This window comes from Fontimonas sp. FW305-C-3 (genome assembly GCF_058783185.1).
This window is the reverse complement of sequence record NZ_JBYSYK010000003.1, coordinates 291372-314899: the sequence shown is the minus strand read 5'-3', so window position 1 is coordinate 314899 and position 23528 is coordinate 291372. Positions and strand designations below refer to the sequence as shown.

Annotated in this window: 23 protein-coding genes; 21 read left to right on the top strand and 2 right to left on the bottom strand. The window is 66.5% G+C overall.

Annotated features, from left to right (window positions below; translation table 11 throughout):
- Positions 1-41 precede the first annotated feature (41 nt).
- On the top strand, positions 42-407 hold the full coding sequence (locus AC3WUF_RS12945; protein WP_492426197.1) for a PilZ domain-containing protein: 366 nt from the start codon (positions 42-44) through the stop codon (positions 405-407).
- Positions 408-493: 86 nt separating this feature from the next.
- Here AC3WUF_RS12945 and AC3WUF_RS12940 read toward each other — a convergent pair whose 3' ends face one another.
- Positions 494-1543: a cyclic nucleotide-binding domain-containing protein gene (locus AC3WUF_RS12940; RefSeq protein ID WP_492426195.1), complete on the bottom strand. Its 1050-nt coding sequence runs from the start codon at positions 1541-1543 to the stop codon at positions 494-496.
- A gap of 130 nt (positions 1544-1673) precedes the next feature.
- The gene (locus AC3WUF_RS12935; protein ID WP_492426193.1) at positions 1674-2126 is read right to left on the bottom strand and encodes an SWIB/MDM2 domain-containing protein; all 453 of its coding nucleotides are present in this window, start codon (positions 2124-2126) and stop codon (positions 1674-1676) included.
- Between the two features lie 330 nt (positions 2127-2456).
- Here AC3WUF_RS12935 and AC3WUF_RS12930 point away from each other — a divergent pair, with 330 nt between their 5' ends.
- From AC3WUF_RS12930 to AC3WUF_RS12835, 20 genes are all read left to right on the top strand, one after another.
- On the top strand, positions 2457-5906 hold the full coding sequence (locus tag AC3WUF_RS12930) for a pyruvate carboxylase (RefSeq protein WP_492426192.1): 3450 nt from the start codon (positions 2457-2459) through the stop codon (positions 5904-5906).
- A 388-nt stretch (positions 5907-6294) separates the two neighbouring features.
- On the top strand, positions 6295-6621 hold the full coding sequence (fliE, locus tag AC3WUF_RS12925) for a flagellar hook-basal body complex protein FliE (RefSeq protein ID WP_492426190.1): 327 nt from the start codon (positions 6295-6297) through the stop codon (positions 6619-6621).
- 8 nt (positions 6622-6629) lie between these two features.
- Positions 6630-8288 carry a flagellar basal-body MS-ring/collar protein FliF gene (gene fliF / locus AC3WUF_RS12920; protein WP_492426188.1) on the top strand — a complete coding sequence of 553 codons (1659 nt, stop codon included), beginning with the start codon at positions 6630-6632 and terminating at the stop codon, positions 8286-8288.
- 2 nt (positions 8289-8290) lie between these two features.
- On the top strand, positions 8291-9307 hold the full coding sequence (fliG, locus tag AC3WUF_RS12915; protein WP_492426186.1) for a flagellar motor switch protein FliG: 1017 nt from the start codon (positions 8291-8293) through the stop codon (positions 9305-9307).
- Positions 9307-9957 carry a FliH/SctL family protein gene (locus tag AC3WUF_RS12910; protein ID WP_492426184.1) on the top strand — a complete coding sequence of 217 codons (651 nt, stop codon included), beginning with the start codon at positions 9307-9309 and terminating at the stop codon, positions 9955-9957. Before fliG ends, AC3WUF_RS12910 begins: the two co-directional genes overlap by 1 nt.
- Positions 9954-11300: a flagellar protein export ATPase FliI gene (gene fliI / locus AC3WUF_RS12905; RefSeq protein ID WP_492426182.1), complete on the top strand. Its 1347-nt coding sequence runs from the start codon at positions 9954-9956 to the stop codon at positions 11298-11300. The genes AC3WUF_RS12910 and fliI overlap by 4 nt, the downstream gene beginning before the upstream one ends.
- 22 nt (positions 11301-11322) lie before the next feature.
- A complete protein-coding gene (fliJ, locus tag AC3WUF_RS12900; RefSeq protein WP_492426180.1) occupies positions 11323-11748 on the top strand; it encodes a flagellar export protein FliJ in 426 nt (141 codons plus the stop codon).
- Complete coding sequence (locus AC3WUF_RS12895) at positions 11745-12770, top strand: flagellar hook-length control protein FliK (RefSeq protein ID WP_492426178.1); 1026 nt, start codon at positions 11745-11747, stop codon at positions 12768-12770. The genes fliJ and AC3WUF_RS12895 overlap by 4 nt, the downstream gene beginning before the upstream one ends.
- Before the next feature lie 280 nt (positions 12771-13050).
- Positions 13051-13617 carry a flagellar basal body-associated FliL family protein gene (locus AC3WUF_RS12890; RefSeq protein ID WP_492426176.1) on the top strand — a complete coding sequence of 189 codons (567 nt, stop codon included), beginning with the start codon at positions 13051-13053 and terminating at the stop codon, positions 13615-13617.
- A 10-nt stretch (positions 13618-13627) separates the two neighbouring features.
- Entirely contained in the window at positions 13628-14632 is a 1005-nt protein-coding gene (gene fliM / locus AC3WUF_RS12885; RefSeq protein WP_492426174.1) for a flagellar motor switch protein FliM, read from the top strand.
- Positions 14629-14952: a flagellar motor switch protein FliN gene (fliN, locus tag AC3WUF_RS12880; RefSeq protein WP_492426172.1), complete on the top strand. Its 324-nt coding sequence runs from the start codon at positions 14629-14631 to the stop codon at positions 14950-14952. Before fliM ends, fliN begins: the two co-directional genes overlap by 4 nt.
- Positions 14949-15329 (top strand): flagellar biosynthetic protein FliO, encoded by a 381-nt coding sequence (fliO, locus tag AC3WUF_RS12875; protein WP_492426170.1) that lies wholly within the window; start codon positions 14949-14951, stop codon positions 15327-15329. Before fliN ends, fliO begins: the two co-directional genes overlap by 4 nt.
- Before the next feature lie 149 nt (positions 15330-15478).
- Entirely contained in the window at positions 15479-16213 is a 735-nt protein-coding gene (gene fliP / locus AC3WUF_RS12870) for a flagellar type III secretion system pore protein FliP (RefSeq protein WP_492426168.1), read from the top strand.
- Complete coding sequence (gene fliQ / locus AC3WUF_RS12865; RefSeq protein ID WP_492426166.1) at positions 16210-16479, top strand: flagellar biosynthesis protein FliQ; 270 nt, start codon at positions 16210-16212, stop codon at positions 16477-16479. The genes fliP and fliQ overlap by 4 nt, the downstream gene beginning before the upstream one ends.
- Before the next feature lie 12 nt (positions 16480-16491).
- The gene (gene fliR / locus AC3WUF_RS12860) at positions 16492-17277 is read left to right on the top strand and encodes a flagellar biosynthetic protein FliR (RefSeq protein ID WP_492426164.1); all 786 of its coding nucleotides are present in this window, start codon (positions 16492-16494) and stop codon (positions 17275-17277) included.
- On the top strand, positions 17274-18392 hold the full coding sequence (gene flhB, locus AC3WUF_RS12855) for a flagellar biosynthesis protein FlhB (RefSeq protein WP_492426162.1): 1119 nt from the start codon (positions 17274-17276) through the stop codon (positions 18390-18392). Before fliR ends, flhB begins: the two co-directional genes overlap by 4 nt.
- Positions 18393-18543: 151 nt before the next feature.
- Positions 18544-20616, top strand: coding sequence for a flagellar biosynthesis protein FlhA (gene flhA, locus AC3WUF_RS12850; RefSeq protein WP_492426160.1), 2073 nt, complete (start codon positions 18544-18546; stop codon positions 20614-20616).
- A 49-nt stretch (positions 20617-20665) separates the two neighbouring features.
- On the top strand, positions 20666-21862 hold the full coding sequence (flhF, locus tag AC3WUF_RS12845; RefSeq protein WP_492426158.1) for a flagellar biosynthesis GTPase FlhF: 1197 nt from the start codon (positions 20666-20668) through the stop codon (positions 21860-21862).
- On the top strand, positions 21849-22745 hold the full coding sequence (locus AC3WUF_RS12840) for a MinD/ParA family protein (RefSeq protein WP_492426156.1): 897 nt from the start codon (positions 21849-21851) through the stop codon (positions 22743-22745). Before flhF ends, AC3WUF_RS12840 begins: the two co-directional genes overlap by 14 nt.
- Before the next feature lie 5 nt (positions 22746-22750).
- The gene (locus AC3WUF_RS12835) at positions 22751-23491 is read left to right on the top strand and encodes an RNA polymerase sigma factor FliA (RefSeq protein WP_492427182.1); all 741 of its coding nucleotides are present in this window, start codon (positions 22751-22753) and stop codon (positions 23489-23491) included.
- The last annotated feature ends 37 nt before the right edge of the window (positions 23492-23528 follow it).

Below are 23528 nucleotides of genomic sequence, written 5' to 3'. Positions count from 1 at the left end.
ACAGTTCGCCTGGGGACGGAACACCATCTGGGGCATCGCGAATGAGCACACCACCCAATCGAGCCGGCAGTGCACAGCCCGGCATATTGACGCTCAACATCAAGGACAAGGCCGGCCTGCTGGCCGGCTACATGCCGTTCGTCAAGAACGGCGGCCTGTTCATTCCGACGACGAAGGACTATCACCTCGGCGATGAGGTGTTCATTCTGCTGACGCTGATGGAAAGCCCCGAACGCATCCCGGTTGCCGGCAAGGTCGTCTGGCTGACGCCCAAGGGCGCGCAGAACAAGCGCCTGCAGGGAATTGGCGTGCAGTTCAGCACGCAGGATGGCGGCACCACGCAGAAGAAGATCGAGTCGCTGCTGGCCGGCGCGCTCGGCGGCGACAAGCCGACCCACACGATGTAAGGCTGGGTTGTAGCCCGAGTGCAACCCGGGATTCACACTTGCAGTGCGATGTCCGCCCCGGAATTCATCCGGGCTACGCAGCTCGCTTAAAGGGTCGCGGGCAGGCCGCCGGCCAGCAGCAGCGCGTCGAAGCCCTTCTGGGTCAGCACGAAGACGCCTACCGAGCTGCGGCGGCCGGTATCGCAGCAGACAATCCAAGTCGTTGCCGCGTCGAGCTGAGCGAGCTTCATGCGCAGCATGTAGAGCGGCAGGTTCAGTGCACCCGCCAGCGGCGCGTTCTGCGATTCGCTCGGCAGGCGTACATCGAGCCAGCGTGCCTTGCCGCTCGCCACCATCTCCTGAGCCTTCGCGTAGTCGATCTTGCGCGCCAGCGGCTCGTTGAGCAGCTTGCGGAAGTCGTCCTTGCTCAGGCGCATCAGGCTGCTGCGCACCAGCGCGGTGACGGTGGCATTGCGCCGGGAGTCGGAGATCAGCGCCTCTTCGCCGAAGCACGAGCCGGACTCCAGCTCGGCGAGGCGCACGGCTTTGCCGGCAGTCTGCTCGCGGGTCACGATGCAGCGGCCGGACATGACGACATAGAAGTAGTCGCCGACGTCGTCCTGCTTGACGATGACGGTGCCGGGTTCGACGTTGTGCTGCTGCATGCGCATGAACATCGCCTGCAGGTTGGACGGCGGCACCAGCTGGAAGGTGCGCATCTGCAGCAGGCGCGTCATCCAGTCGTCGCCGGCATTGTCGCCGTCGACTTCGCTGGCCTTGAGCTCGCCGACTTCGAAGGAACCGGTCTGGTCCCAGGTCAGCATGACGTCGAGCAGGCCGGAGTCGACCGCGAGCACGCTGACGTCGGTCGCGCAGATGGCAGTGACGCCGCGCGGCGACTGATGGGCAAGTCGATGGAAGGATGCGGGGTCGCCGGCGCGGATGCTGGCGACGCTGTTGCCCTGGGCGTCGAGCAGACGCACTTCGCCGGACAACAGAAAGAGGGCGCGATCGGCGGTATCGCCGATCTTGAACAATGCCGCCTTGGGTTTGGCGGCAGTGACCGTGGATTTGCGTGCCAGATCCGCTTGCCGTTCGGGGCTCAGCGCGTTTAGCGGCACGTAGCGGGCGAACAGGCTGGGATCGACGGTGCTCACAGTAATCCTGGGTGCTTCGTGGATGTTTCAGTACCGCGAAACCAAAACCGTCAGCGTTGCGGCTCGTCGGAGCGAGCCCAGAGAGGGCGACGCAAGCGTTAGACGCTTGCGTCGCTGCTCCGGCACGACATTAGCTGATGTGCTTGCTGACCAGCTTGGTCATTTCAAACATGTTGACCGTGGTCTTGCCGCCGAACACCTTCTGCAGCTTGGCGTCAGCATTGATCTGGCGCTTGTTCGCCTGATCCTGCAAGCCGTTCTTCTTGATGTAGGCCCAGAGGTTCTTGGTGATCTGACCGCGCGGCTGCGGCTTGTTGCCGACCACTTCGGCGAGCGTCGCGCTCGGCGTCATCGGCTTCATCAGCGCCGGATTCGGCTTGCGCTTGACCTTGACCTTCTTCACTGCCTTCTTCGGAGCAGCCTTCTTCACGGCGGCCTTCTTCGGAGCAGCCTTCTTGGCGGCCTTCTTCGGAGCAGCCTTCTTCACAGCCTTCTTCGGTGCAGCCTTCTTTGCAGCCTTCTTCGGAGCAGCCTTCTTAGCGGGTGCTTTCTTCGCAGCTGGTTTCTTCTTGGCCTTAGCCATTAACGATCTCCCAGAAAGGTACGCCCATGACGGGCACCGTATGCTAGTCGAAATCAAATGCGTAGCACTAGTGTTTTTCGCATTTGGTTTCCCTAGGGGACTCCCTAGGGCGCGCGAAACGCCAAAAACCGGTGCATTCCGGCCTCGCGACCGACCGAAATAATGCTGCGATACGGGCCGCTAAAATTGTCTGTACGTAGGAGAAATCGCATCGGTGCCCTATCCGGATGGTAGGTGGCACGCTCGTTGTATCGGTATATTGTCCGGGTCTGCCATGCTCGAAAATGTGGCAACGCACCCCTTTCGATGAGACTCACAGGAACTGTTTGAATGCGCCAAATCCGCAAGCTGCTGGTCGCCAACCGTTCGGAAATCGCTATCCGCGTCATGCGCGCGGCGGCGGAACTGGGCATTCGCACGGTGGCGATCTACGCCAACGAAGACCGTTACGCCCTGCATCGTTTCAAGGCGGACGAGAGCTATCGCATCGGTGCCGGGCAGAAGCCGATTGCCGCCTATCTCGATATCGAAGGCATCCTCAAGGTTGCACGCAAGGCCGGCGTCGACGCCATCCATCCTGGCTACGGCTTTCTCTCGGAGAATCCGGACTTCGCCGACGCCTGCGATCAGGCCGGCATCCTTTTCATCGGCCCGCGCCCGGACGTCATGCGCACGCTGGGCAACAAGGTCGCCGCGCGCAATGTCGCCGTGAAGGCCGGGGTGCCGGTGATGCCGGCCACGGTGCCGTTGCCCAAGGACATGAACGAGGTCCGCCGCATGGCGGGCGAGGTCGGTTATCCGCTGATGCTCAAGGCCAGCTGGGGCGGCGGCGGCCGCGGCATGCGCGTCATCGAGACGGAAGCCGACCTTGCGACCCAGGTCGACGTCGCCCGTCGTGAAGCCCTGTCCGCCTTCGGCAACGACGAGGTCTACCTGGAGAAGCTGGTTCGCCATGCGCGCCACGTGGAAGTGCAGATCCTCGGTGATACCCACGGCCAGCTGGTGCATCTATATGAGCGCGACTGCTCGGTGCAGCGGCGCAACCAGAAGGTCGTTGAGCGGGCGCCGGCGCCGTACCTGAATGACGAACAGCGCGCCGGCCTGTGCGAGGCGGCACTCAAGCTGGGGCGGGCGGTGAACTACAGTCACGCCGGCACCGTCGAGTTCCTGATGGACGCCGAGACCGGCAAGTACTACTTCATCGAGGTCAACCCGCGCATCCAGGTCGAGCATACGGTGACCGAGGAAATCACCGGCATCGACATCGTCAAGGCGCAGATCCGCGTCACCGAGGGTGCGCGCATCGGCACGCCGCAGTCCGGTGTGCCGGAGCAGTCCGCCATCACGATGACCGGCCACGCGCTGCAGTGCCGCGTGACGACCGAAGACCCGGAGAACAACTTCACGCCGGACTACGGCCGCCTGACCGCCTACCGCAGCGCCGCCGGCTTCGGCGTGCGTCTCGACGGCGGCACCGCGTACTCCGGCGCGGTCATCACGCCGTTCTATGACTCGCTGCTGGTCAAGGTCACGACCTGGGGCGCCAGCTCCGCCGAGGCGATCACGCGCATGGACCGTGCGCTGCGCGAGTTCCGCATCCGCGGTCTGTCGAGCAATCTGCAGTTCCTCGAGAACGTCATCAATCACCCGCTGTTCCAGTCGGGCGAGAACACGACGCGCTTCATCGACACGACGCCGGAGCTGTTCACCTTCGCCCGCCGCCGCGACCGTGCGACGCGCCTGCTGCGCTTCATCGGCGAGGTGGTCGTCAACGGCAACCCGGAGATGAAGGGGCGCATCGCGCCGCCGACGCCGATGGCCGAGCCGGTGCTGCCGGACTTCGACCTCGCGCAGAAGATCCAGCCGGGTACGCGCGACCGTCTCAAGGAACTGGGCCCGGATGGCTTTGCCGCCTGGATGCTCAAGCAGCCGCAGGTGCTGCTGACCGACACGACGATGCGCGACGCCCACCAGTCGCTGTTCGCGACGCGCATGCGGACGCGCGACATGGCGGCGATTGCGCCGTACTACGCGCGCATGGCGCCCGAGCTGTTCTCGCTCGAATGCTGGGGCGGGGCGACCTTCGACGTTGCCCTGCGCTTCCTGAAGGAAGATCCCTGGCACCGCCTGGCGGAACTGCGCGAGGCGGTGCCGAACATCCTGTTCCAGATGCTGCTGCGCTCGTCGAACGCGGTCGGCTATACCAACTATCCGGACAATGTCGTGCGCCAGTTCGTCCAGCAGGCGGCCGGCAACGGCATCGACCTGTTCCGTGTCTTCGACTCGCTGAACTGGGTCGAGAACATGCGCGTGGCGATCGATGCGGTGCGCGAATCCGGCGCGCTGTGCGAGGCGGCGATCTGCTACACCGGCGATCTCTTCGACGAGGCGCGGCCCAAGTACAACCTCAAGTACTACGTCGACATGGCCAAGTCGCTCGAGAAGGCCGGCGCGCACATCATCGGCATCAAGGACATGGCCGGCGTCTGCCGCCCGCGTGCCGCGCATGCGCTGGTGACCGCGCTCAAGCAGGAAGTCGGTCTGCCGATCCATTTCCATACCCACGACACCAGCGGCATCAGCGCGGCCAGTGTGCTGGCCGCGATCGAGGCCGGTTGCGATGCCGTCGACGGCGCGCTCGACTCGATGTCCGGCCTGACCTCGCAGCCGAACCTCGGCGCGATCGCCAGCGCGCTGGTCGGTACCCCGCGCGATCCTGGCCTGGACTTCGACAAGCTGCAGGCGCTGTCGACCTACTGGGAAGGCACGCGGCGCTATTACGCGCCGTTCGAGGCCGATATCCGTTCCGGTACGTCCGACGTCTATCGTCACGAGATGCCGGGTGGTCAGTACACCAACCTGCGCGAGCAGGCGCGGTCGCTGGGCCTGTCCGCGCGCTGGCCGGAGGTCTCGCGCGCGTATGCCGAGGTCAACAAGCTGTTCGGCGACATCGTCAAGGTCACGCCGACGTCAAAGGTCGTCGGCGACATGGCGTTGTTCATGGTCGCCAACGACCTCGATGCCGAGGACATCACCGATCCGACCCGCGAGGTCGCGTTCCCGGAATCGGTGATCCAGTTGTTCACCGGCGATCTCGGCTTTCCGCCGGATGGTTTCCCGGCGGCGCTGACCGACAAGATTCTCAAGGGCGGCAAGCCGCGCGAAGGCCGCCCCGGCGCTTCGCTGGCGCCCGTCGACCTGGAAGCGGCGCGTGCCGAAGCCGAGAAGACGATCGGCCGCAAGCTCACCGACACCGATCTGGCCTCGGCGCTCATGTATCCGAAGGTCTTCCGCGAGTACGCCGAGCACCGCAGTCATTTCGGCGATGTGTCGGTGCTGCCGACGCCGCTCTTCTTCTATGGTCTGAGCGAGGGCGAGGAAGTGTCGATCGACCTCGAGCCCGGCAAGACGCTGATGATCAAGCTGCAGGGCCAGACCGATCTGCCGGAGGAGGGCGCGGTCAAGCTGTTCTTCGAGCTCAACGGCCAGCCGCGCGTGGTCCGCGTGCCGAAGGCCGGTGCGCTGACCAAGGCGGAGAATCCGAAGGCCGAAGACGGCAACCCGAACCACGTCGGCGCGCCGATGCCGGGCATGGTCGTCACCGTCGCGGTCAAGCCGGGCCAGAAGGTCAAGAAGGGCGATCCGCTGCTGTCGATCGAGGCAATGAAGATGGAAACCCAGCTGCGCGCCGAAGCCGACGCGACGATCGGCCAGGTGCTGACCCAGCGCGGCGCGATCGTCAATGCGCACGACCTGCTGATGGTCATCGAGCGGACCTAGTCCGCTTCTTGCAGCAAGCATCGGCCGGCGCAATGCCGGCCGATTTTGTTTGGCTTTTCCTTCGGGCGCCGGACAAAGCCCCGTTCGTCTCGAGTGCCGCGCGTGAGCGCGGTGTATCGAGAGACCAGCACCAGGTCTGCGCCGGCATCTCGATGCACCGTGCGCTGCGCGCACGGCACTCGATGCGAACGGGGGCTGTTTGGGGCTCCGGGCCAAAAGAGGCCCCTCACCCCGACCCTCTCCCCGTGAACGGGGAGAGGGAGCAGTTCGTCGGAAATCTGGCGGCGGCTGCGTCTTGGAGTTGAGTCAATTCATTGACGCCCGCGATCCGCCGCACCGGGAACAGGTCTTGCACCGACCCCCGCAAACGGTTCCCTGGGTCGCAGCAATGAACGAAATGGATGTCAGCCGGGTGCTCGCGCAAATCCGCACGCTGCAGGCGCAGGCCAGCAGCCGGCCGGCGGCAGCGCCGTTGAACGCCGCGGTTCCCAAGGGCGGTTTCGACACGATGCTCAAAGGCGCGATCGACCAGGTCAGCCAGTCGCAGCGCACGTCTACCCAGCTGCAGGAAGCCTTCGCGCGCGGCGACCGCAACACCGATCTTTCCACCGTGATGCTGGCCGGCGCCAAGGCGCAGGTCGAGTTCCGCGGCGTTGTCGAGGTCCGCAACCGCATGGTCGCGGCGTATCAGGACATCATGAACATGCCGCTCTGAGCTGAATCATGGCCAGTCAATCGCTTTCGACGGTACGCAATCTCAAGGACGTTCCCGCCGTGCGCCAGCTCGGCGTGCTGTTCGGCATCGCCACCGCGGTTGCGATCGGGCTGTGGGCCTGGACCTGGTCGCAGCGTCCTGCCTATGTGCCGGTCTACGCCAACCTGGCCGGCAACGATGCGGCCGAAGTCGCCGAGGCACTGCGCAGCTCGGCGGTGCCTTTTGAAGTCGACCGTCTCAGCGGCTCGGTGCTGGTGCCGGCCGACAAGGTGCATGAAACGCGCCTCAAGCTCGCCGGCCAGGGACTGCCGCGCGGTTCGGCCCAGGGCTTCGAGGCGATGAACCAGGAGCAGGGTTTCGGCACCAGCCAGTTCGTCGAAACCGCCCGCTACCAGCACGCGTTGGAAACCGAACTGGCGCGGACGATCGGCAATCTCCAGCCGGTCCGCGCGGCGCGCGTGCATCTGGCGATTCCCAAACCTTCGGCGTTCACGCGCAACCGCGAGGCGCCGAGCGCCTCGGTGTTCGTCCAGCTGCAGAGCGGTCGCGAACTCGAACAGAACCAGGTCGCGTCGATCGTCCACATGGTCGCAGCCAGCGTGCCGGGCCTGGATCCGCAGGACGTGACGGTCGTCGACCAGAGCGGCCGCCTGATGTCCAACAACAACGACAGCGCCCTGGCGCAGAGCACCGAACAGCTCGGCTACCAGCGCCGCGTCGAGAGCGACTACGCGCGCCGCATCGAACAGCTGCTGGTGCCGCTGGTCGGCGCCGGCCGGGTGAGCGCCCAGGTGGCCGCCGACATCGATTTCTCGGTGACCGAGGAAGCGCGCGAAAGCTATACGCCGGACGCGACGAAGATTCGCAGCGAACAGATTTCCGAGGACGTTACCCGCGCCGGTGCCGGCGCCGCGGTCGGGATTCCGGGCGCGACATCGAACCAGCCGCCGGCCGACAAGCCCAATCCGCCGCTCAATGCGGTCAATGCCGCCGGCCAGCCGCAGGCGACGGGCCCGCAGAGCGACATCCAAACGCAGAGCAAGCAGGCGACGCGCAGCTACGAGATGGACCGCACGCTGAGCCACACGCGCCAGTCGGCCGGAAAACTCCAGCGTCTGTCGGTTGCGGTGCTGGTCGATCACGTGCCGCGTCCAAAATCCGACGGCAAGCCGGGTGAGGTCGAGCTCAAGCCGCTGAGCACCGCCGAACTCGCGCAGGTGCAGTCGCTGGTCAAGGAAGCCGTCGGCTTCAATGCCCAGCGCGGCGATTCGGTCGAAGTGCAGAACGCGGCATTCCTGCAGAGCGAAATCGCCGCAGCCGAGGAGCTGCCGATCTGGCGCGAGCCGCAGGTGCAGAGCTACGCCCGCCTGGGTGCGGGTCTGCTGCTGTTGCTGATCCTTATTTTCGTGGTACTGCGGCCGGCACTGCGCAGCCTGCTCAACACGCCGCTGCGCGCGAGCCTGCAGCAGTCGCTGCCGGGGCCGGCGGCGGAAGTGGAGGCGGCACTGGCCGATGGCCGGGCGCAGATGCAGCTGGTGCATGCGCAGGCGATGCCGCAGCAGCAGCTGGCCTATGAACAGAAGCTGCAGGCGGCGCGTCAGGCCGTCGCGCAGGATCCGAAACGCGTGGCCCAGGTCGTCAAGAACTGGGTCGGACAGGAGGCTTGAAGATGGGCGACGCCAATGCCGCAGCGGCTGCACCGACGGGCGTCGAACGCGCGGCCATCCTGCTGATGTCGCTCGGCGAGACCGAGGCGGCCGAAGTGCTCAAGCACATGGGCGCCAAGGACGTGCAGAAGGTCGGCGCGGCGATGGCCTCGCTGTCGAACGTCAGCCAGGAACGCGCGACGCAGGTCATGGACGAGTTCGTCCTCGCGGTCGACTCGCAGACCTCGCTGGGCGTCGGCGCCGATGACTACGTGCGCCGTGTCATGGTCAACGCGCTGGGACAGGACAAGGCCAACGGCCTGATCGATCGCATTCTCTTGGGTCGCAACAGTAAGGGGCTCGAAGCGCTCAAGTGGATGGAGACGCGCGCCGTTGCCGACATCGTCCGCAACGAACACCCGCAGATCGTCGCCATCGTGCTGGCCTATCTCGATCCGGACCAGGCGGCGGATGTCGTCCTGCAGCTGCCGGAACGCATGCGCGGCGACGTGCTGATGCGCATCGCGCGCCTCGATGGCATCCAGCCGCAGGCGCTGCGCGAGCTCGACGAGATCATGGAGAAGCAGTTCTCCGGCGGCGGCAACCTCAAGGCCTCCAGCGTCGGCGGCATCAAGGTCGCTGCAACCATTCTGAACCTGATGGACACGACGGCCGAGCAGGCCATCATCGGCAAGATCGGCGAAGTCGACGAGGATCTGTCGCAGCGCATCCAGGACCTGATGTTCGTCTTCGACGATCTCGGCCAGGTTGATGACCGCAGCATCCAGGCGCTGCTGCGCGATGTGCCCGGCGAAGTGCTCGGGCTCGCGCTCAAGGGCGCCGAGCCGCGGGTCAAGGACAAGATCCTGCGCAACATGTCGGCGCGTGCCGGCGAGATGCTGCTTGAGGACATGGAAGCCAAAGGCCCGGCCAAGCTGTCGGATGTCGAGGGCGCTCAGAAGGAAATTCTGGCGATCGCGCGGCGTCTGGCTGATGCCGGCACGATCGTGCTCGGCGGCAAGGGCGAGGAGATGGTCTGATGGGCGAAGCGATGCCGGAACTGCTGGCGGAGCAGGTTGCGCCGCTGGCCGTCGTCCCGGCGGAGAGCGCCGCGGCGCTGACGCGCTGGCAGATTCCCAGCTTCGACGAGCCCCGGCCGCGCGATCTCGACGGTTTGCATACCGCCGCGCAGCTCGACGAGATCGAAGCCGCGGCTTACCAGGAAGGCCTGCAGCGCGGCCAGGCCGACGGTTATGCCGATGGCCAGCGCGCGGCACGGCAGGAAGCCGAACGCCTGCGCGCATTGATCGAACAGATCCAGCGTCCGCTGGCGCAGCTCGATGAAGAAGTCGAAGCCGCACTGCTTGAAACCGCCTGCGCGATCGCACGGCGCCTGGCCCAGGCCGAGCTGAGCCTGCGTCCCGAGCTGATCGAATCCCTGGTGCGCAGTGCGCTCGCTGCGTTGCCGCCGTACACGCGCGAGCTGCGCGTGCAGCTGCATCCGGACGACGTTGCATTTCTGGCCGATCGTCCCGGTCTGCCGGCGCAAGGGCAGAACTTCCAGATTCTCGGCGACGCCAGCCTGCAGCGCGGCGATTGCCGGATCGCCACCGACTCGACCCAGCTCGACGCGCGTCTCGAAACGCGGCTCGCAGCGATGCGCATGGCAGTGGCCGGCGAAGCCCTGTGAATACCTTCAGCGCCCAGGCCAACCACGACTTTGCCGCGCGCTTGCGCGCACAGGGCGACCGCGTGGCGCAAGCGCAGGATCTGGTCGTCGAAGGCCAGCTGCGCCGCGTTGTCGGCCTGACGCTGGAAGCCGTTGGCTGTCCGCTCGCGCTGGGCGCGCGCGCGCGCATCATCAATCCGGACGGCGCGATCCTCGAAGCCGAAGCCGTCGGCTTCTCCGCCGAACGCGTCTTCCTGATGCCTTCCGGCGACATGCAGGGCCTGCAGCCGATGGCGCGCGTCGTGCCGATGGGGCACAGCGCCGAAGTCGCAGTCGGCGATGCGGTGCTCGGTCGCGTGCTCGATGGCGAAGGTCAGCCGATCGACGGCCGCGGCCGCCTGTCCTGCAGCCACCATGTCCCGTTGCATGGACGAATCCTCAACCCGCTGGCGCGCGAGCCGATCTCGCAGCCGCTCGATGTCGGCGTGCGCGTCATCAATAGTCTGCTCACCGTCGGTCGCGGCCAGCGTCTCGGCCTGTTCGCCGGCACCGGTGTCGGCAAGTCGACGCTGCTCGGCATGATGACCCGCTTCACGCAGGCCGACGTCATCGTCGTCGGCCTGATCGGCGAACGCGGTCGCGAAGTCCGCGATTTCCTCGATCACAGCCTCGGGCCGGAAGGCATGAAGCGCGCTTGCGTCGTCGCCACGCCGGCGGACCGCTCGCCGCTGCAGCGCCTGCGCGCGGCTTACACGGCGACCGCGATTGCCGAACATTTCCGCGATCAGGGCAAGCACGTGCTGCTGCTGATGGATTCGCTGACGCGCTTCGCCCAGGCGCAGCGTGAAATTGGCCTGGCGATCGGCGAGCCGCCGACGACGCGCGGTTATCCGCCGTCGGTGTTCGCGCGTCTGCCCAAGCTGGTCGAACGCGCCGGCAACAGCATCGACGGCCGCGGCTCGATCACGGCGTTTTATACGGTGCTGACCGAAGGCGACGATCCGCAGGACCCGATCGCCGACGCCGCGCGCGGCATCCTCGACGGCCACATTGTGCTGTCGCGCTCGATCGCCGATTCCGGTATCTATCCGGCCGTCGACATCGAACCGTCGATCTCGCGCGTCATGAACGAGATCGTCGATCCGACCCATCGCGCCGCCGCGCGCCAGTTCCGTGCGCTGTTCTCCGCCTACCAACGCAACCGCGATCTGATCGCGATCGGTGCCTACCAGAACGGCGCCGATCCGCGGGTCGACGCGGCCATCGCGCAGTGGCCGCGCATCGAAGAGTTCCTCCGCCAGGACGTCCGCCAGAGCGCCAGCCTGCGCGACAGCATCGACGGCCTGCATCGCCTGCTGAACTGAGTCCCGCCCAATGCCACTTGCCATGTCACGCCGGATCGAACCGCTGCAGCAGCTCGCGAAGACTCGCGAGGATCAGGCCGCGAGCCGCCTGGCGGATGCGCAGCGCAAGCTGACCGAGCGCGAGGCGCGCCTGAACGAGCTGTCGGCCTATTGTCGCGAGTACGCGCTGCCGGAGCGCGTGACCAGCACCCAGCTGCTGCTCAATGCGCGCATGTTCGTCAGCCGGCTGCACGAGGCCGCCGCATTCCAGACCCAGCTGACTCGCCAGGCACAGCAGGAGCTCGAAGCCGAGCGCGGCCGCTGGCTACAGCGGCACCGCGAAGTCAGCACGCTTGATCAGCTGGCGGACGTCTATCGTGGCCGCGAATCGCTGGTCGAGAACCGCCGCGGCCAGCGCACACTCGATGAGCACGCCCTGCGCCAGCATCAGGCCGGCGATCGATCTTGAGCGCATCGCCGTCAGTGACCGCCTCGCCGCCGCCTGCCGCGGCCGCACCTCCTGCCGTACCGAAGGCGCCGGGAGCGGCGACCCCGACAACCGCATTCGATGCCTTGCTGGCGGCGAGCGGTCTGCCCCTGGTTGCATCAGCTGCCGAGACCACAGGACTGGAGCCGACGGAAGGCACTGAATCCGAACCGATCAAGCGCGAACCGGCGGACGACGAAATCGGCGACGGCAATTCGCTGATGGGTCTGTGGCTGCAGTGGATGCGCCCGATCCCAGGCCCCACGCCCCAGGACGGCGCCGCGATGGCCGCTGACGCCACCGCGCCGCTGCCGGAGGCCGCAGCCGGACCGAAGAAGTCGCAACAGCCGGTGGTGCCGATGTCGGTCGATCTTCTGCAGCCGGCACCGGACGCAGAGCTGCTGACGCCGGCAGGGCCGGACGCCCTCGGCACCGCGCTGGCCGACATGCAGCCGATCGCCGCCAGCACCCTGAATCCGGCGTCGTTCGCCGCGCTCATCGACGTCGCGGCGGCCAACTCGATGCCCGCCGTCCTGCCGATCGATACGCCGATGAACCCCGTGCAGTCACCGGCATCGTCCGCCAGCACGCCGCCGCCGGCACCGGCGCCGACGGTCATCAACACCCAGCAAGCCGACTGGACCCTGCAGCTGGGCGAACGCATTGCCGGATCTCTGGACGAGCAGCACGACGCCATCATCGAACTGCATCCGGCGGAACTCGGCAGTCTCAGCGTGCGCGTCGAAATGCGCGGCAACGATGCGCAGGTGACGATCGTCGCCGCCAGCGCCGCCGCGCGCGACCTGTTGCAGCAGTCGCTGCCGCAGCTGCGTGAACTGCTGTCGGTGCAGGGCCTGAACCTGGCGCGTGCCCAGGTCGAACGCAGCAGCGCCAGCCAGAGCGGTAACCAGGCGCAAAGCGATAGCGGCACGCGCGAGCGGAGCAGCAGCCTGCGCTCGCGGCGCCAGGTCGGCAGCCTGCTGCTGGTCGACGCCTACGCCTAGCTACGGTCCGGATCGCATCCGGCCTCTGAACCGGAGCATCCCGGGTTGCACCCGGGCTACAGGGTCGGACGTAGCCCGGATGAAATCCGGGGAACGGCTCCGGTCGACAGGTGTCGACTTTCCGGCGGCATCGCACATTTTCCGCCGCCGGTTTTCCGGCTTCCCGGCGCGGCGCCGCCGCAAGCCTTGAGTTTGCTGGGTTTCAGACCCGCCTCTACGGACCGCAACTCACTGGAACAGGACTTGCTCTGGACCCCTCAGTCCACCCACGAGCCGTCTCATGGCCCAGTCAAAAGCTTCCGCAGTCGACGACGACGTTGCCGCGCCCGCGGCGAAGGCCGCACCCAGCGCCCCCGCCAAGAGCGGCGGCATGATGCTGCTGATCGGCGCGGTCGTGATCTCCACCGCGGCCAGTGCCGGCATCTCCTGGTTCTTCTCGCACCGCACCGAAGCCGCCATGCAGGCCAGCCTCGCGCATGCGGCCGAAGGCGAGGGTGGCGAGGCCGCTGGCGCCGAGAAGCCGAAGTCGCCGCCGCTGTACCAGACCATGGAGCCCGCCTTCGTCGTCAATCTCGACGCGCCCGATCACGCGCGCTACCTGCAGACGCAGATCGAACTGATGGCGCGCGACAGCGCCGCGCTGGAAGCCGTCGGCCGCTACAACCCGCGCATCCGCAACGCGATCCTGCTGCTGCTCGGCCAGCAGCAGGTCGCCGATCTGACGACCCGCGAAGGCAAGGAGAAGCTGCAGACCGCGGTCCTCGGCGAGATCCAGAAAATCCTCAAGGAAGAAACCGGCAGCCCCGGTGTCGAGGCCGTCTATTTCTCCAGCTTCGTCATGCAGTGAGCCCGGCGCCATGAGCAATGAACTGCTGTCCCAGGACGAGATCGACGCGCTGTTGCACGGCGTCGACAACGGCAAGGTCGACACGAGCGCCGCGCCGGCCATGCCGGGCGAAGCGCGTTCCTTCGACTTCGCGACCCAGGACCGCATCGTCCGCGGCCGCATGCCGACGCTGGAGATGATCAACGAGCGCTTCGCGCGCCTGTTCCGCATCTCGCTGTTCAACATGCTGCGCCGCACGCCGGAGCTGACCGTCGTCGGCATCGAGACGCACAAGTTTTCCGAGTACACCCATTCGCTGTTCGTGCCGACCAGCCTGAGCCTGATCCGCGTCAAGCCGCTGCGCGGCACCGCGCTGTTCGTGTTCGAGCCGCGCCTGGTCTTCACCGTCGTCGAGAACTTCTTCGGCGGCGACGGCCGTCTCAACACCAAGATCGAAGGTCGCGAGTTCACGCCTACCGAGATGCGCGTGATCCAGCTGATGCTCAAGCAGGCCTTTGCCGATCTGCAGGAAGCCTGGAGCCCGGTCATGGGCATGGAGTTCGAGTACATCAACTCCGAGGTCAATCCGCATTTCGCCAACATCGTCTCGCCCAGCGAGATCGTCGTCGTCTCCAAGTTCAAGATCGAACTCGAAGGCGGCGGCGGCCACCTGCACGTGACCTTCCCGTATTCGATGATCGAACCGATCCGCGAGCAGCTCGATGCCGGCATCCAGTCGGATCGCGGCGGCAGGGACGAGCGCTGGGCGGTGATGCTGCGCGAGCAGATCCAGAACTGCGAAGTCGAGGTCGCCAGCGAGCTGGTGCGCACGACGATCAGCCTGCGTCAGCTCGCCCAGCTCAAGGCCGGCGACGTCATCCCGGTCAATCTGCCGAAGGTGCTCGACCTGTGCGTCGAGCAGCTGCCGTTGTTCCGCGGCACCTTCGGCGAGGCCAACGGCCGCAATGTCATCCGTATCGGCGAACCCAGCTCGCGCCAGCCCCCCATGATTCCCAGCCACCGAGAGGCCGCATGAACGCTTCCTCAACACTCGTTTCCAACACCGCCCAGACCGGCTCCAACCAGAACGGCGGCGACGTCAATCTCGACGTCATTCTCGATGTGCCGGTGACGCTGTCGATGGAAGTCGGCCGCGCCCGCGTCGCGATCCGCAACCTGCTGCAGCTCAACCAGGGCTCGGTCGTCGAACTCGAACGCGCGGCTGGCGAGCCGCTCGACGTCTACGCCAACGGCACGCTGATCGCGCATGGCGAGGTTGTCGTCGTCAACGAGAAGTTCGGCATCCGCCTGACCGATGTGGTCAGCCCGGCCGAACGGATTCGCAAGCTGAAATGAACGCTGCCGCCGCAACTGCAAACTCAGCACCGTCGATGGCCGGCGGCATCTTCGAGATGCTGCTGAGCCTGATCGTCGTACTGGCGGTCATGTTCGCGCTGGCCTGGATGCTCAAGCGCGTGCAGGGCGTGCGCGGCCAGCGCGCCGGCGCCATGCAGGTGCATGCGGCGGTCTCGCTCGGCGCCAAGGAGCGTGTGGTGTGGATCGAAGCCGGCGGCAAGCATTTTCTGCTCGGTGTCGGCGGCAGCGGCGTCAACCTGCTGCACAGCTACGACACGCCGCCGTCGATTCCCGAATCCCAGCCGCTGGCGATGCCGCCGCTGGCCAAGGCGTTCTCGAGCTGGCTCGATGACGCCATGAAGAAAGGGCCGAAATGAAAACGCTCTTCATCAATCCATTGAATCTCCCTCTCCCCGCTTGCGGGGAGAGGGCCGGGGTGAGGGGCGGTGGCGCGCAGCTGCTGCGTGAAAAGACGCCCCTCACCCCAACCCTCTCCCCGCAGGCGGGGAGAGGGAGTCTGAAGTTGATGATCTTTCTGGCCATTGCGTTCCTGGCAATGCTGCAGCCAGAAATCTCGTTCGCCGCCGCCGGCCTGCCGACCCTGACCGCGACGCCGGCTGCCGGCGGCGCCACCGAATACAGCCTCAGCATCCAGACGCTGCTGCTGATGACCGGCCTGAGCCTGCTGCCGGCGCTGCTGCTGTCGATGACCGCGTTCCTGCGCATCATCGTCGTGCTCGGCCTGCTGCGTCAGGCGCTCGGCACCGGCCAGACGCCGACCAACCAGATCCTGCTCGGCCTCGCGCTGCTGCTGACGTTCTTCGTCATGAGCCCGGTCATGGACCGCATCTATACCGAGGCCGCGCAGCCGTATCTCGACGGCCAGATGGAGTTCAAGCCGGCGCTCGAAGCCGGCGCCAAGCCGCTGCGCGAGTTCATGCTGGCGCAGACCCGCGAAGCCGACCTGATGACCTTCGCCCGCATGGCCGGGCAGGGGCCGTACGCGACGCCCGAGGACATTCCGTTCAGCGTGCTCGCCGCGTCGTTCATGACCAGCGAGCTGACGACCGCGTTCCAGATCGGCTTCCTGTTGTTCATTCCCTTCGTGATCATCGACCTCGTCGTCTCCAGCGTGCTGATGAGCATGGGCATGATGATGCTGTCGCCGATGCTGATCTCGCTGCCGTTCAAGCTGATGCTGTTCGTGCTGGTCGACGGCTGGTCGCTGGTGATGGGCACGCTCGCGGCGAGTTTCCAATGACGCCGGAAACCGTCCTGACGATCGGCCAAGAGGCGCTGACGCTGGCGCTGATGCTCGGCGCGCCGCTGCTGCTGACCGCGCTCGCGGTCGGCGTGCTGGTCGGCGTGTTCCAGGCCGCGACGCAGATCAACGAAATGACGCTGTCGTTCATCCCCAAGCTGCTGGCGATGGCGATGGTGCTCGCGATCACCGGCCCCTGGATGCTGCGCATGCTGATCGAGTACACCAAGCGTCTGGTAGAGAACATTCCGTCGATGATCGGCTAGCGTTGCCAGCGAATGATCGAGTTCAGCGATACACAGCTGCTCGGCCTGGTCCAGCAATACCTGTGGCCGTTCCTGCGCATTTCCGCGGTCTTCATGCTGGCGCCGGTGGTGGGCGCTCGCAACGTGCCGGTGCGCATCCGCCTGAGCCTGGCGATCCTGATCACGCTGGTCATTGCGCCGCTGCTGCCGGCGGCGACGCCGGTCGCGATGTTCGAGGCCGCGTGGTGGCGCACGCTGATCGAACAGCTGGCGATCGGCCTGTGCATGGGCTTCGTGCTGCTGCTGGTGTTCGAAGCCGTCGTGCTCGGCGGTGAAATGATCTCCTACAGCATGGGCCTGTCGTTCGCCCAGCTGGCCGATCCGCTGCGCGGCGTCAGCACGCCGGTGATCGGCCAGTTCATGCTGATCCTGACGACCTTGCTGTTCCTCGGCATGGGCGGTCATCTGGTGCTGATCGACCTGCTGGTGCGTTCGTTCACCAGCTTGCCGGTCGGCAGCGCCCGCTTCGGCGGTGACCAGCTCGGCATCCTGCTCGGCTACAGCGCGACCCTGTTTGCCGGTGGCCTGCTGCTCGGCCTGCCGGTCGTCACCGCCTTGCTGGTCGCCAATCTCTCGCTCGGCGTCATGGGCCGCTCGGCGCCGTCGCTGAACCTGTTCGCAGTCGGTTTTCCGGTGACGCTGGTGGCCGGTCTGCTGCTGATGCACGGTGGCCTGCCGGCGCTCGCCGAGCAGGTCGGCATCCTGCTCGACGGTGCCTGGCTCGTCATTGCGCAGATGATCGGAGCGGCGGCGCCATGAGCGCCCAGGAGAAAACCGAACGCCCCACAGCAAAACGCCAGCGCGAGGCCCGCGAACGTGGCGAGCTGCCGCGATCGCGCGAACTCGCCTCGCTGGCCGGCGTCGCCGCCGGCGTGCTGACCTTGATGGCGATCGCCGGCAGCCTCGGCGCCGGTGCCGCTGGCTGGTTCCGTGCGGCGCTGAGCTTCGACGCCGCCACGCTGCGCGATCCGGCATTGCTGACGCAGCGCTTCGCCAACTTCGGCGTCGAGGCGCTGTGGCTGGTCGCGCCGATCCTCGCGGTGGCGGTGGTCGTAGCGTTACTGGCGCCGGCCGCGCTCGGCGGCTGGAACCTGTCGGTCAAGGCGCTGCAGCCGGACTTCGGGCGCAGCAATCCGATCAAGGGTATCGGCCGCATGTTCTCGTCGCAGACGCTGATGGAACTGCTCAAGGCGGTGCTGAAGTCCAGCGTGCTCGGCGCGATTGCGGTCGCCTATGTGCTCGGTCATCGCGACGAACTGCTCGGCCTCGGCCGCGAAACCCTGCAGCCGGCGCTTGGCCATTCGCTGGATCTGGCGTTCGGTTGCCTGATCTGGCTGTGCGGCGGCCTGCTGCTGATCGCGCTCATCGATGCGCCCTGGCAGCTGTGGTCGTACAACAAGAAGCTGCGCATGTCGCGTCAGGAAGTGCGCGACGAACACAAGCAGTCGGAAGGCAACCCGGAAGTGAAGGGCCGCATCCGCCGCATGCAGCAGGAGATCGCCAACCGCCGCATGATGGAAAAGCTGCCGGGCGCCGACGTGGTCATCCTCAACCCGACGCATTACGCCGTCGCGCTGAAGTACGAGGCGGGCAAGATGCGCGCGCCGAAGCTGGTCGCCAAGGGCAAGGACCTGATGGCCCACGCGATCCGCGAGAAGGCCAAGGAACTGAAGATTCCGATGGTGTCCGCGCCGCCGCTCGCGCGGGCGCTGTACCGCGGTGCCGAACTGGATCAGGAAATCCCGGTCGCGCTGTACGCCGCCGTCGCGCAGGTGCTGACCTACATCTACCAGCTGCGCCAGGCGGTCGCCGGCAAGGCGCCGTCGCTGCCGGTGATCGGCGATGTGCCGGGTGGCGAGCCGGATCCCGAGTAGGCCGAAGAACGCCCCTTACCCCGCAGTCACCGTAGCCCGGGTGAAACCCGGGTTCCACCCGGGCTGCGGTTCGCAGGACATGACGTGTCAGGGTTTCCCATGACACGTCATGTCGAAATTCCGACAAGCACGGAAGTTGCAAAGCAGGCGCATGAGTTCAACGCCTGCAACCCTGTTCAGCCGATTCACTGGCGCCAATGGCGCGCAGAGCCTGGCGGCGCCACTGCTGCTGCTGCTGATCCTCGGCATGATGGTCGTGCCGCTGGCGTCGCCGGTGCTGGACCTGATGTTCACGCTGAACATCGCGATCTCTCTGGCGGTGCTGCTCGCCGTCATCTACGTGATGCGGCCGATGGACTTCAGCGCGTTTCCGACCGTGCTGCTGTTCGCGACCCTGCTGCGCCTGTCACTGAATGTGGCCAGCACCCGCGTCGTGCTGCTGCACGGCCATGAGGGGCCGCATGCCGCCGGTCGGGTGATTCATGCCTTCGGTGACTTCGTCATCGGCGGCAACTACGCGGTCGGCATCATCGTCTTCGTTATCCTGACCCTGATCAACTTCATGGTCGTGACCAAGGGCGCCGAGCGGGTGTCGGAAGTTTCGGCACGCTTCATCCTCGACTCCCTGCCGGGCAAGCAGATGGCGATCGACGCCGATCTGAACGCCGGTTTGTTGACGCGCGACGAAGCCAAGGCGCGTCGCAACGAGGTTCGCGAGGAGGCGGACTTCTACGGCTCGATGGACGGCGCCAGCAAGTTCGTCCGCGGCGACGCGATCGCCGGCATCATCATTCTCTTCATCAATCTGATCGGCGGCCTGTGCATCGGCGCGCTGCAGCACGATCTGCCGCTGGCGGAAGCGGCGAAGACCTACGCATTGCTGACGATCGGCGATGGCCTTGTCGCGCAGGTGCCGGGTCTGTTGCTGTCGACCGCAGTCGCCGTGCTCGTCACCCGCATGTCGCGCTCGACCGACATGGCGCGCCAGGTCGCCGGCCAGCTGTTCGCCGAGCCGCGCGTGCTGGCGGTGACCGCCGGCGTGCTCGGCCTGGTCGGCATCATCCCCGGCATGCCGAACCTCGTGTTCCTGTTTCTCGGCGCGGTCTGCGGCGGCATTGCCTGGTTGCGCGCCCGCCGCAAGCGCGAAGCCGCGGCGATGGCGGCCGCGGTGCCCGAGCCGGTCGCAACGCCGCCGAGCGAGCTGTCCTGGGAAGACGTGCCGAGCGACGACGCCCTGGGCCTGGAAGTCGGCTATCGCCTGATTCCGATGGTCGACACGCGCCAGGGCGGCGAGCTGATGGCGCGCATCAAGGGCGCGCGCCGCAAGCTGACGCAGGAGATCGGCTTCCTGATTCCGCCGGTGCATGTGCGCGACAACCTCGATCTCGCGCCGGGTGCCTACCGTCTGCTGGTGCATGGCGTGCCGGTGGCCGAAGGTTCGGTGCAGGTCGACAAGGATCTGGCGCTGAACCCTGGCCGCGTGTTCGGACCGCTGGAAGGTGCGCCGACCAAGGACCCGACCTTCGGCATGGATGCGATCTGGATCGAGCGCGGTGCGCGCGAGCATGCGCAGACGCTCGGATACACCGTGGTCGATACGTCAACGGTCGTCGTCACCCAGCTGTCGCAGGTCATCAAGAACCACGCGCACGAACTGCTCGGCCATGACGAGGCGCAGGCGCTGCTGACGCAGCTGGCCAAGCACGCGCCGAAGCTGGTCGAGGATCTGATTCCCAAGCAGCTGTCGCATTCCAATTTCGTCAAGGTGCTGCAGAACCTGCTCGCCGAGCGCGTGCCGGTGCGCAACCTGCGCGTGATCGCAGAGGCCTGCGCCGAACACGCCGCGCAGAGCCAGGATCCCGTCGTGCTGTCCGGTCATGTGCGCATCGCGCTGGGCCGTCAGATCGTCCAGGAGATCAACGGTCTCGAAGAAGAGCTGCCGGTATTCACGCTGGCGGCACCGCTGGAACAGGTGTTGCAGGACAGCCTCAAAAGCGGAGGCGCTGTGATGGAACCAGGACTCGCAGAACGGATGCACCAATCGCTGACCAGCGGAGCCCGCCGTCAGGAGATGAACGGCCAGCCCGCGGTGCTGCTGGTGCCGATGCCGCTGCGTCCGCTGCTGGCGCGTTTCACCCGCCAGACGATCCCGGCGCTGTACGTGCTGGCCTACGAAGAAGTGCCGAACAACAAGCGCCTGCGCATGGTTGGCGCAGTCAGCTGAACGAGCGAGATCAGGCAATGAACATCCAGAGCGGGACAGGGAACGCAACATGAAGATCAAGCGATTTCTGGCAGCCAACATGCGCGAGGCGATCCGCCTGGTGCGCGAGGAGCAGGGCGCCGATGCGGTGATCCTCTCCAACCAGCGCGTCGCCGGCGGCGTCGAGGTAGTTGCCGCGACCGACTACGACTCCGCGCTGCTGCATCAGACCCAGCGGCGCCCGGCGCCGGCCGCCGAGGAAGCAAACACGCCGCCCGCCAAGGCTGAAGCCGCTGCGCCGCAGCACGGCGCGGAACCGATGCCGGCCATTCCGGCGCCGGAAGTCCAGCAGCTGCGTTCGGAAGTCACCAGCATGCGCCGTCTGCTCGAAGGCCAGCTCGCCGGCCTGGTCTGGCGCGACATGAGCGAACGCCAGCCGGAGCGGATGGCCGCGCTGCGCGCGATGGTCGATCTCGGCATCGACACCACGCTGGCCCGCGAGATCATCGCCGAGCTGCCGGAGAAGGCCGGCAGCGACCGCGCGCGGTTCCTGCCGCTCGGTTTGTTGGCGCGGCGGATTCCCGTCGCGCCCAATGACCTGATCATGCAGGGCGGCGCGTTCGCGCTGATCGGTCCGACCGGCGTCGGCAAGACGACGACGATCGCCAAGCTCGCCGCGCGCTGGACCGAGCGCTTCGGCACGCGCGACATCGCGCTGGTCACCACCGATCACTATCGCGTCGGTGCGCAGGAGCAGCTGTTCTCCTACGGCCGCATGCTCGGCGTGCCGGTGCACACCGCCGTCAACGCTCGCGAACTGGCCGCGGTGATGAACCGCCTGGCCGACTACAAGCTGATCCTCGTCGATACCGCCGGCATGGCGCCGCGCGACAAGCAGCTTGCCGCGCAGTTCGCCGAGATGGCGGCCAGCCGCACGCGCCTGCAGAAGCTGCTGGTGCTGCCGGCGACGACGCAGGCGATCGACCTGCACGAAATCCTCAACCGCTTCGCGCCGGCCAAGCCGATCGCGGCGGTGCTGACCAAGGTCGACGAGGCGACGCGCATCGGCGGCGTGCTGTCGGCGGCCATCCGCATGAAGTTGCCGATCGCCTACGTCTGCGACGGCCAGCGCGTTCCCGAAGACCTGCAGCTCGCCAAGGCCGACCAGTTCGTTCTGCGCGCGATGCAGATGTCCCGTCAGATACCGGCAACGGTCGACGACTCCACGATGGCCTTGCAGTTTGGAATGGCTCATGCCGAACATTGATCCGATGGGTGGAGGCCAGGCCGTCGGCTTGCGCCGCATGCGCGCCGCAAAGCCGGTGCAGGTCGTCGCGGTCACCAGCGGCAAGGGCGGGGTCGGCAAGACCAGCACCTCCGTCAACCTGGCGATCTCGATGGCCCTCGACGGCCGCCAGGTCATGCTGCTCGACGGCGACCTCGGGCTGGCCAATGTCGACGTCATGCTCGGCCTGCAGCCCACGTTCAACCTGTCGCATGTGCTGGCCGGCGAGTGCACGCTGGAAGACACCTTGATTGAAGGTCCGGCGGGTATCTGGGTTGTCCCGGCGTCAAGCGGCAAGCGCGGCATGGCCGAACTGTCGGCGGTCGAGAACGCCGGCCTGGTGCGCGCGTTCTCGGAGATCAACCGGCCGCTCGACACGCTGATCGTCGACACCGCCGCCGGCATCGCCGACAGCGTCATCACCTTCAGCCAGGCCTCGCAGGAAATCATCGTCGTCGCGACCAACGATCCGCAGTCGCTGACCGACGCCTATGCGCTGATCAAGGTGCTGAGCCGCGAGAACGGCATCAAGCGCGTCAACGTGATGCCGAACCAGGTTCACAACGCCAAGGAAGCCAAGGAAATCTTCGAGAACCTGCGCCGCGTGTCGGAGCGCTTCCTCGACGTGACGCTGTGCCAGATCGGGCCGATTCCCCACGACGAATGGCTCAAGCGCGCCGTGCGCCGCCAGAAGGCCGTCGTCGACGCGTATCCAGGCAGCACGTCCGCACTGGCATTCCGCGAGCTGGCCAAGCAGGTCGCCGGCTGGACGCTGCCGGAAGGCGCGCGCGGAAACCTTGAGTTCTTTGTCGAGCGGCTCGTCCAACGGATGACGCCGCCTTCACCGATCGGAGCCCCCGCATGATTGCCATGACCCAAGCCGAGCCGCCCGCTGCCGTGGCACCCCGAGAGTCCGAGGCGCAGTTGGTGCAGCGCCATGCCGAACTGGTCAAGCGCATCGCCCATCATCTGGCTGCGCGCCTGCCGTCCAGCGTCGAGATCGACGACCTGATCCAGGCCGGCGTCATCGGCCTGATCGACGCGATCCGTCACTACAGCGACGAGCGCGGTGCGTCCTTCGAAACCTACGCCGGCATCCGCATCCGCGGCGCGATGCTCGACGAGCTGCGCCAGACGGACTGGGCGCCGCGCTCGGTGCACCGCCGCCTGCGTGAAGTCGCGGACGTGATCCGCCGCATCGAGCAGCAGAGCGGCCGCGATGCGCGCGATATCGACGTCGCCGCCTATATGAAGATTTCCGTCGACGAGTACCACGCCATCGTCCAGGACGCCTCGCGCTGCCAGGTGCTGAGCATGGACATCGGCGGCGACAGCGGCGACGAGACGCTCGATGCGGTCGACCCGCAGCGCAGCCCGCTGGGCGTTCTTGCGCATAACGAATTTCACCAGGCGCTGACGCTGGCAATCGAAGCATTGCCCGAGCGCGAGCGCCTGGTGCTGTCGATGTACTACAGCGATGAGCTGAGCCTGCGCGAGATCGGCGCGGTGCTCAGGGTCAGCGAGAGCCGCGTCTGCCAGATCCATGGCCAGGCACTGCTGCGTCTGCGCGCCCGGCTCAAGATCTGGGGTGATTTTGCCGAAGCAGCCTGAAAGGGCTTCAACGCGTTTGGAGTGACCGGAAGAGAGA

What these genes read in the sequence shown, in the direction of transcription:
- AC3WUF_RS12930 (WP_492426192.1), top strand. Translation starts at nt 2,457, where the DNA reads ATGCGCCAAATCCGCAAGCTGCTGGTCGCCAACCGTTCGGAAATCGCT.
- fliF (WP_492426188.1), top strand. Translation starts at nt 6,630, where the DNA reads ATGGCCAGTCAATCGCTTTCGACGGTACGCAATCTCAAGGACGTTCCC.
- flhA (WP_492426160.1), top strand. Translation starts at nt 18,544, where the DNA reads ATGAGTTCAACGCCTGCAACCCTGTTCAGCCGATTCACTGGCGCCAAT.
- AC3WUF_RS12835 (WP_492427182.1), top strand. Translation starts at nt 22,751, where the DNA reads ATGACCCAAGCCGAGCCGCCCGCTGCCGTGGCACCCCGAGAGTCCGAG.
- fliM (WP_492426174.1), top strand. Translation starts at nt 13,628, where the DNA reads ATGAGCAATGAACTGCTGTCCCAGGACGAGATCGACGCGCTGTTGCAC.
- AC3WUF_RS12945 (WP_492426197.1), top strand. Translation starts at nt 42, where the DNA reads ATGAGCACACCACCCAATCGAGCCGGCAGTGCACAGCCCGGCATATTG.
- fliN (WP_492426172.1), top strand. Translation starts at nt 14,629, where the DNA reads ATGAACGCTTCCTCAACACTCGTTTCCAACACCGCCCAGACCGGCTCC.
- AC3WUF_RS12840 (WP_492426156.1), top strand. Translation starts at nt 21,849, where the DNA reads ATGCCGAACATTGATCCGATGGGTGGAGGCCAGGCCGTCGGCTTGCGC.
- flhF (WP_492426158.1), top strand. Translation starts at nt 20,666, where the DNA reads ATGAAGATCAAGCGATTTCTGGCAGCCAACATGCGCGAGGCGATCCGC.
- AC3WUF_RS12935 (WP_492426193.1), bottom strand. Translation starts at nt 2,126, where the DNA reads ATGGCTAAGGCCAAGAAGAAACCAGCTGCGAAGAAAGCACCCGCTAAG.
- fliG (WP_492426186.1), top strand. Translation starts at nt 8,291, where the DNA reads ATGGGCGACGCCAATGCCGCAGCGGCTGCACCGACGGGCGTCGAACGC.
- fliJ (WP_492426180.1), top strand. Translation starts at nt 11,323, where the DNA reads ATGTCACGCCGGATCGAACCGCTGCAGCAGCTCGCGAAGACTCGCGAG.
- flhB (WP_492426162.1), top strand. Translation starts at nt 17,274, where the DNA reads ATGAGCGCCCAGGAGAAAACCGAACGCCCCACAGCAAAACGCCAGCGC.
- fliP (WP_492426168.1), top strand. Translation starts at nt 15,479, where the DNA reads ATGATCTTTCTGGCCATTGCGTTCCTGGCAATGCTGCAGCCAGAAATC.
- AC3WUF_RS12910 (WP_492426184.1), top strand. Translation starts at nt 9,307, where the DNA reads ATGGGCGAAGCGATGCCGGAACTGCTGGCGGAGCAGGTTGCGCCGCTG.
- fliE (WP_492426190.1), top strand. Translation starts at nt 6,295, where the DNA reads ATGAACGAAATGGATGTCAGCCGGGTGCTCGCGCAAATCCGCACGCTG.
- fliQ (WP_492426166.1), top strand. Translation starts at nt 16,210, where the DNA reads ATGACGCCGGAAACCGTCCTGACGATCGGCCAAGAGGCGCTGACGCTG.
- fliO (WP_492426170.1), top strand. Translation starts at nt 14,949, where the DNA reads ATGAACGCTGCCGCCGCAACTGCAAACTCAGCACCGTCGATGGCCGGC.
- fliR (WP_492426164.1), top strand. Translation starts at nt 16,492, where the DNA reads ATGATCGAGTTCAGCGATACACAGCTGCTCGGCCTGGTCCAGCAATAC.
- AC3WUF_RS12890 (WP_492426176.1), top strand. Translation starts at nt 13,051, where the DNA reads ATGGCCCAGTCAAAAGCTTCCGCAGTCGACGACGACGTTGCCGCGCCC.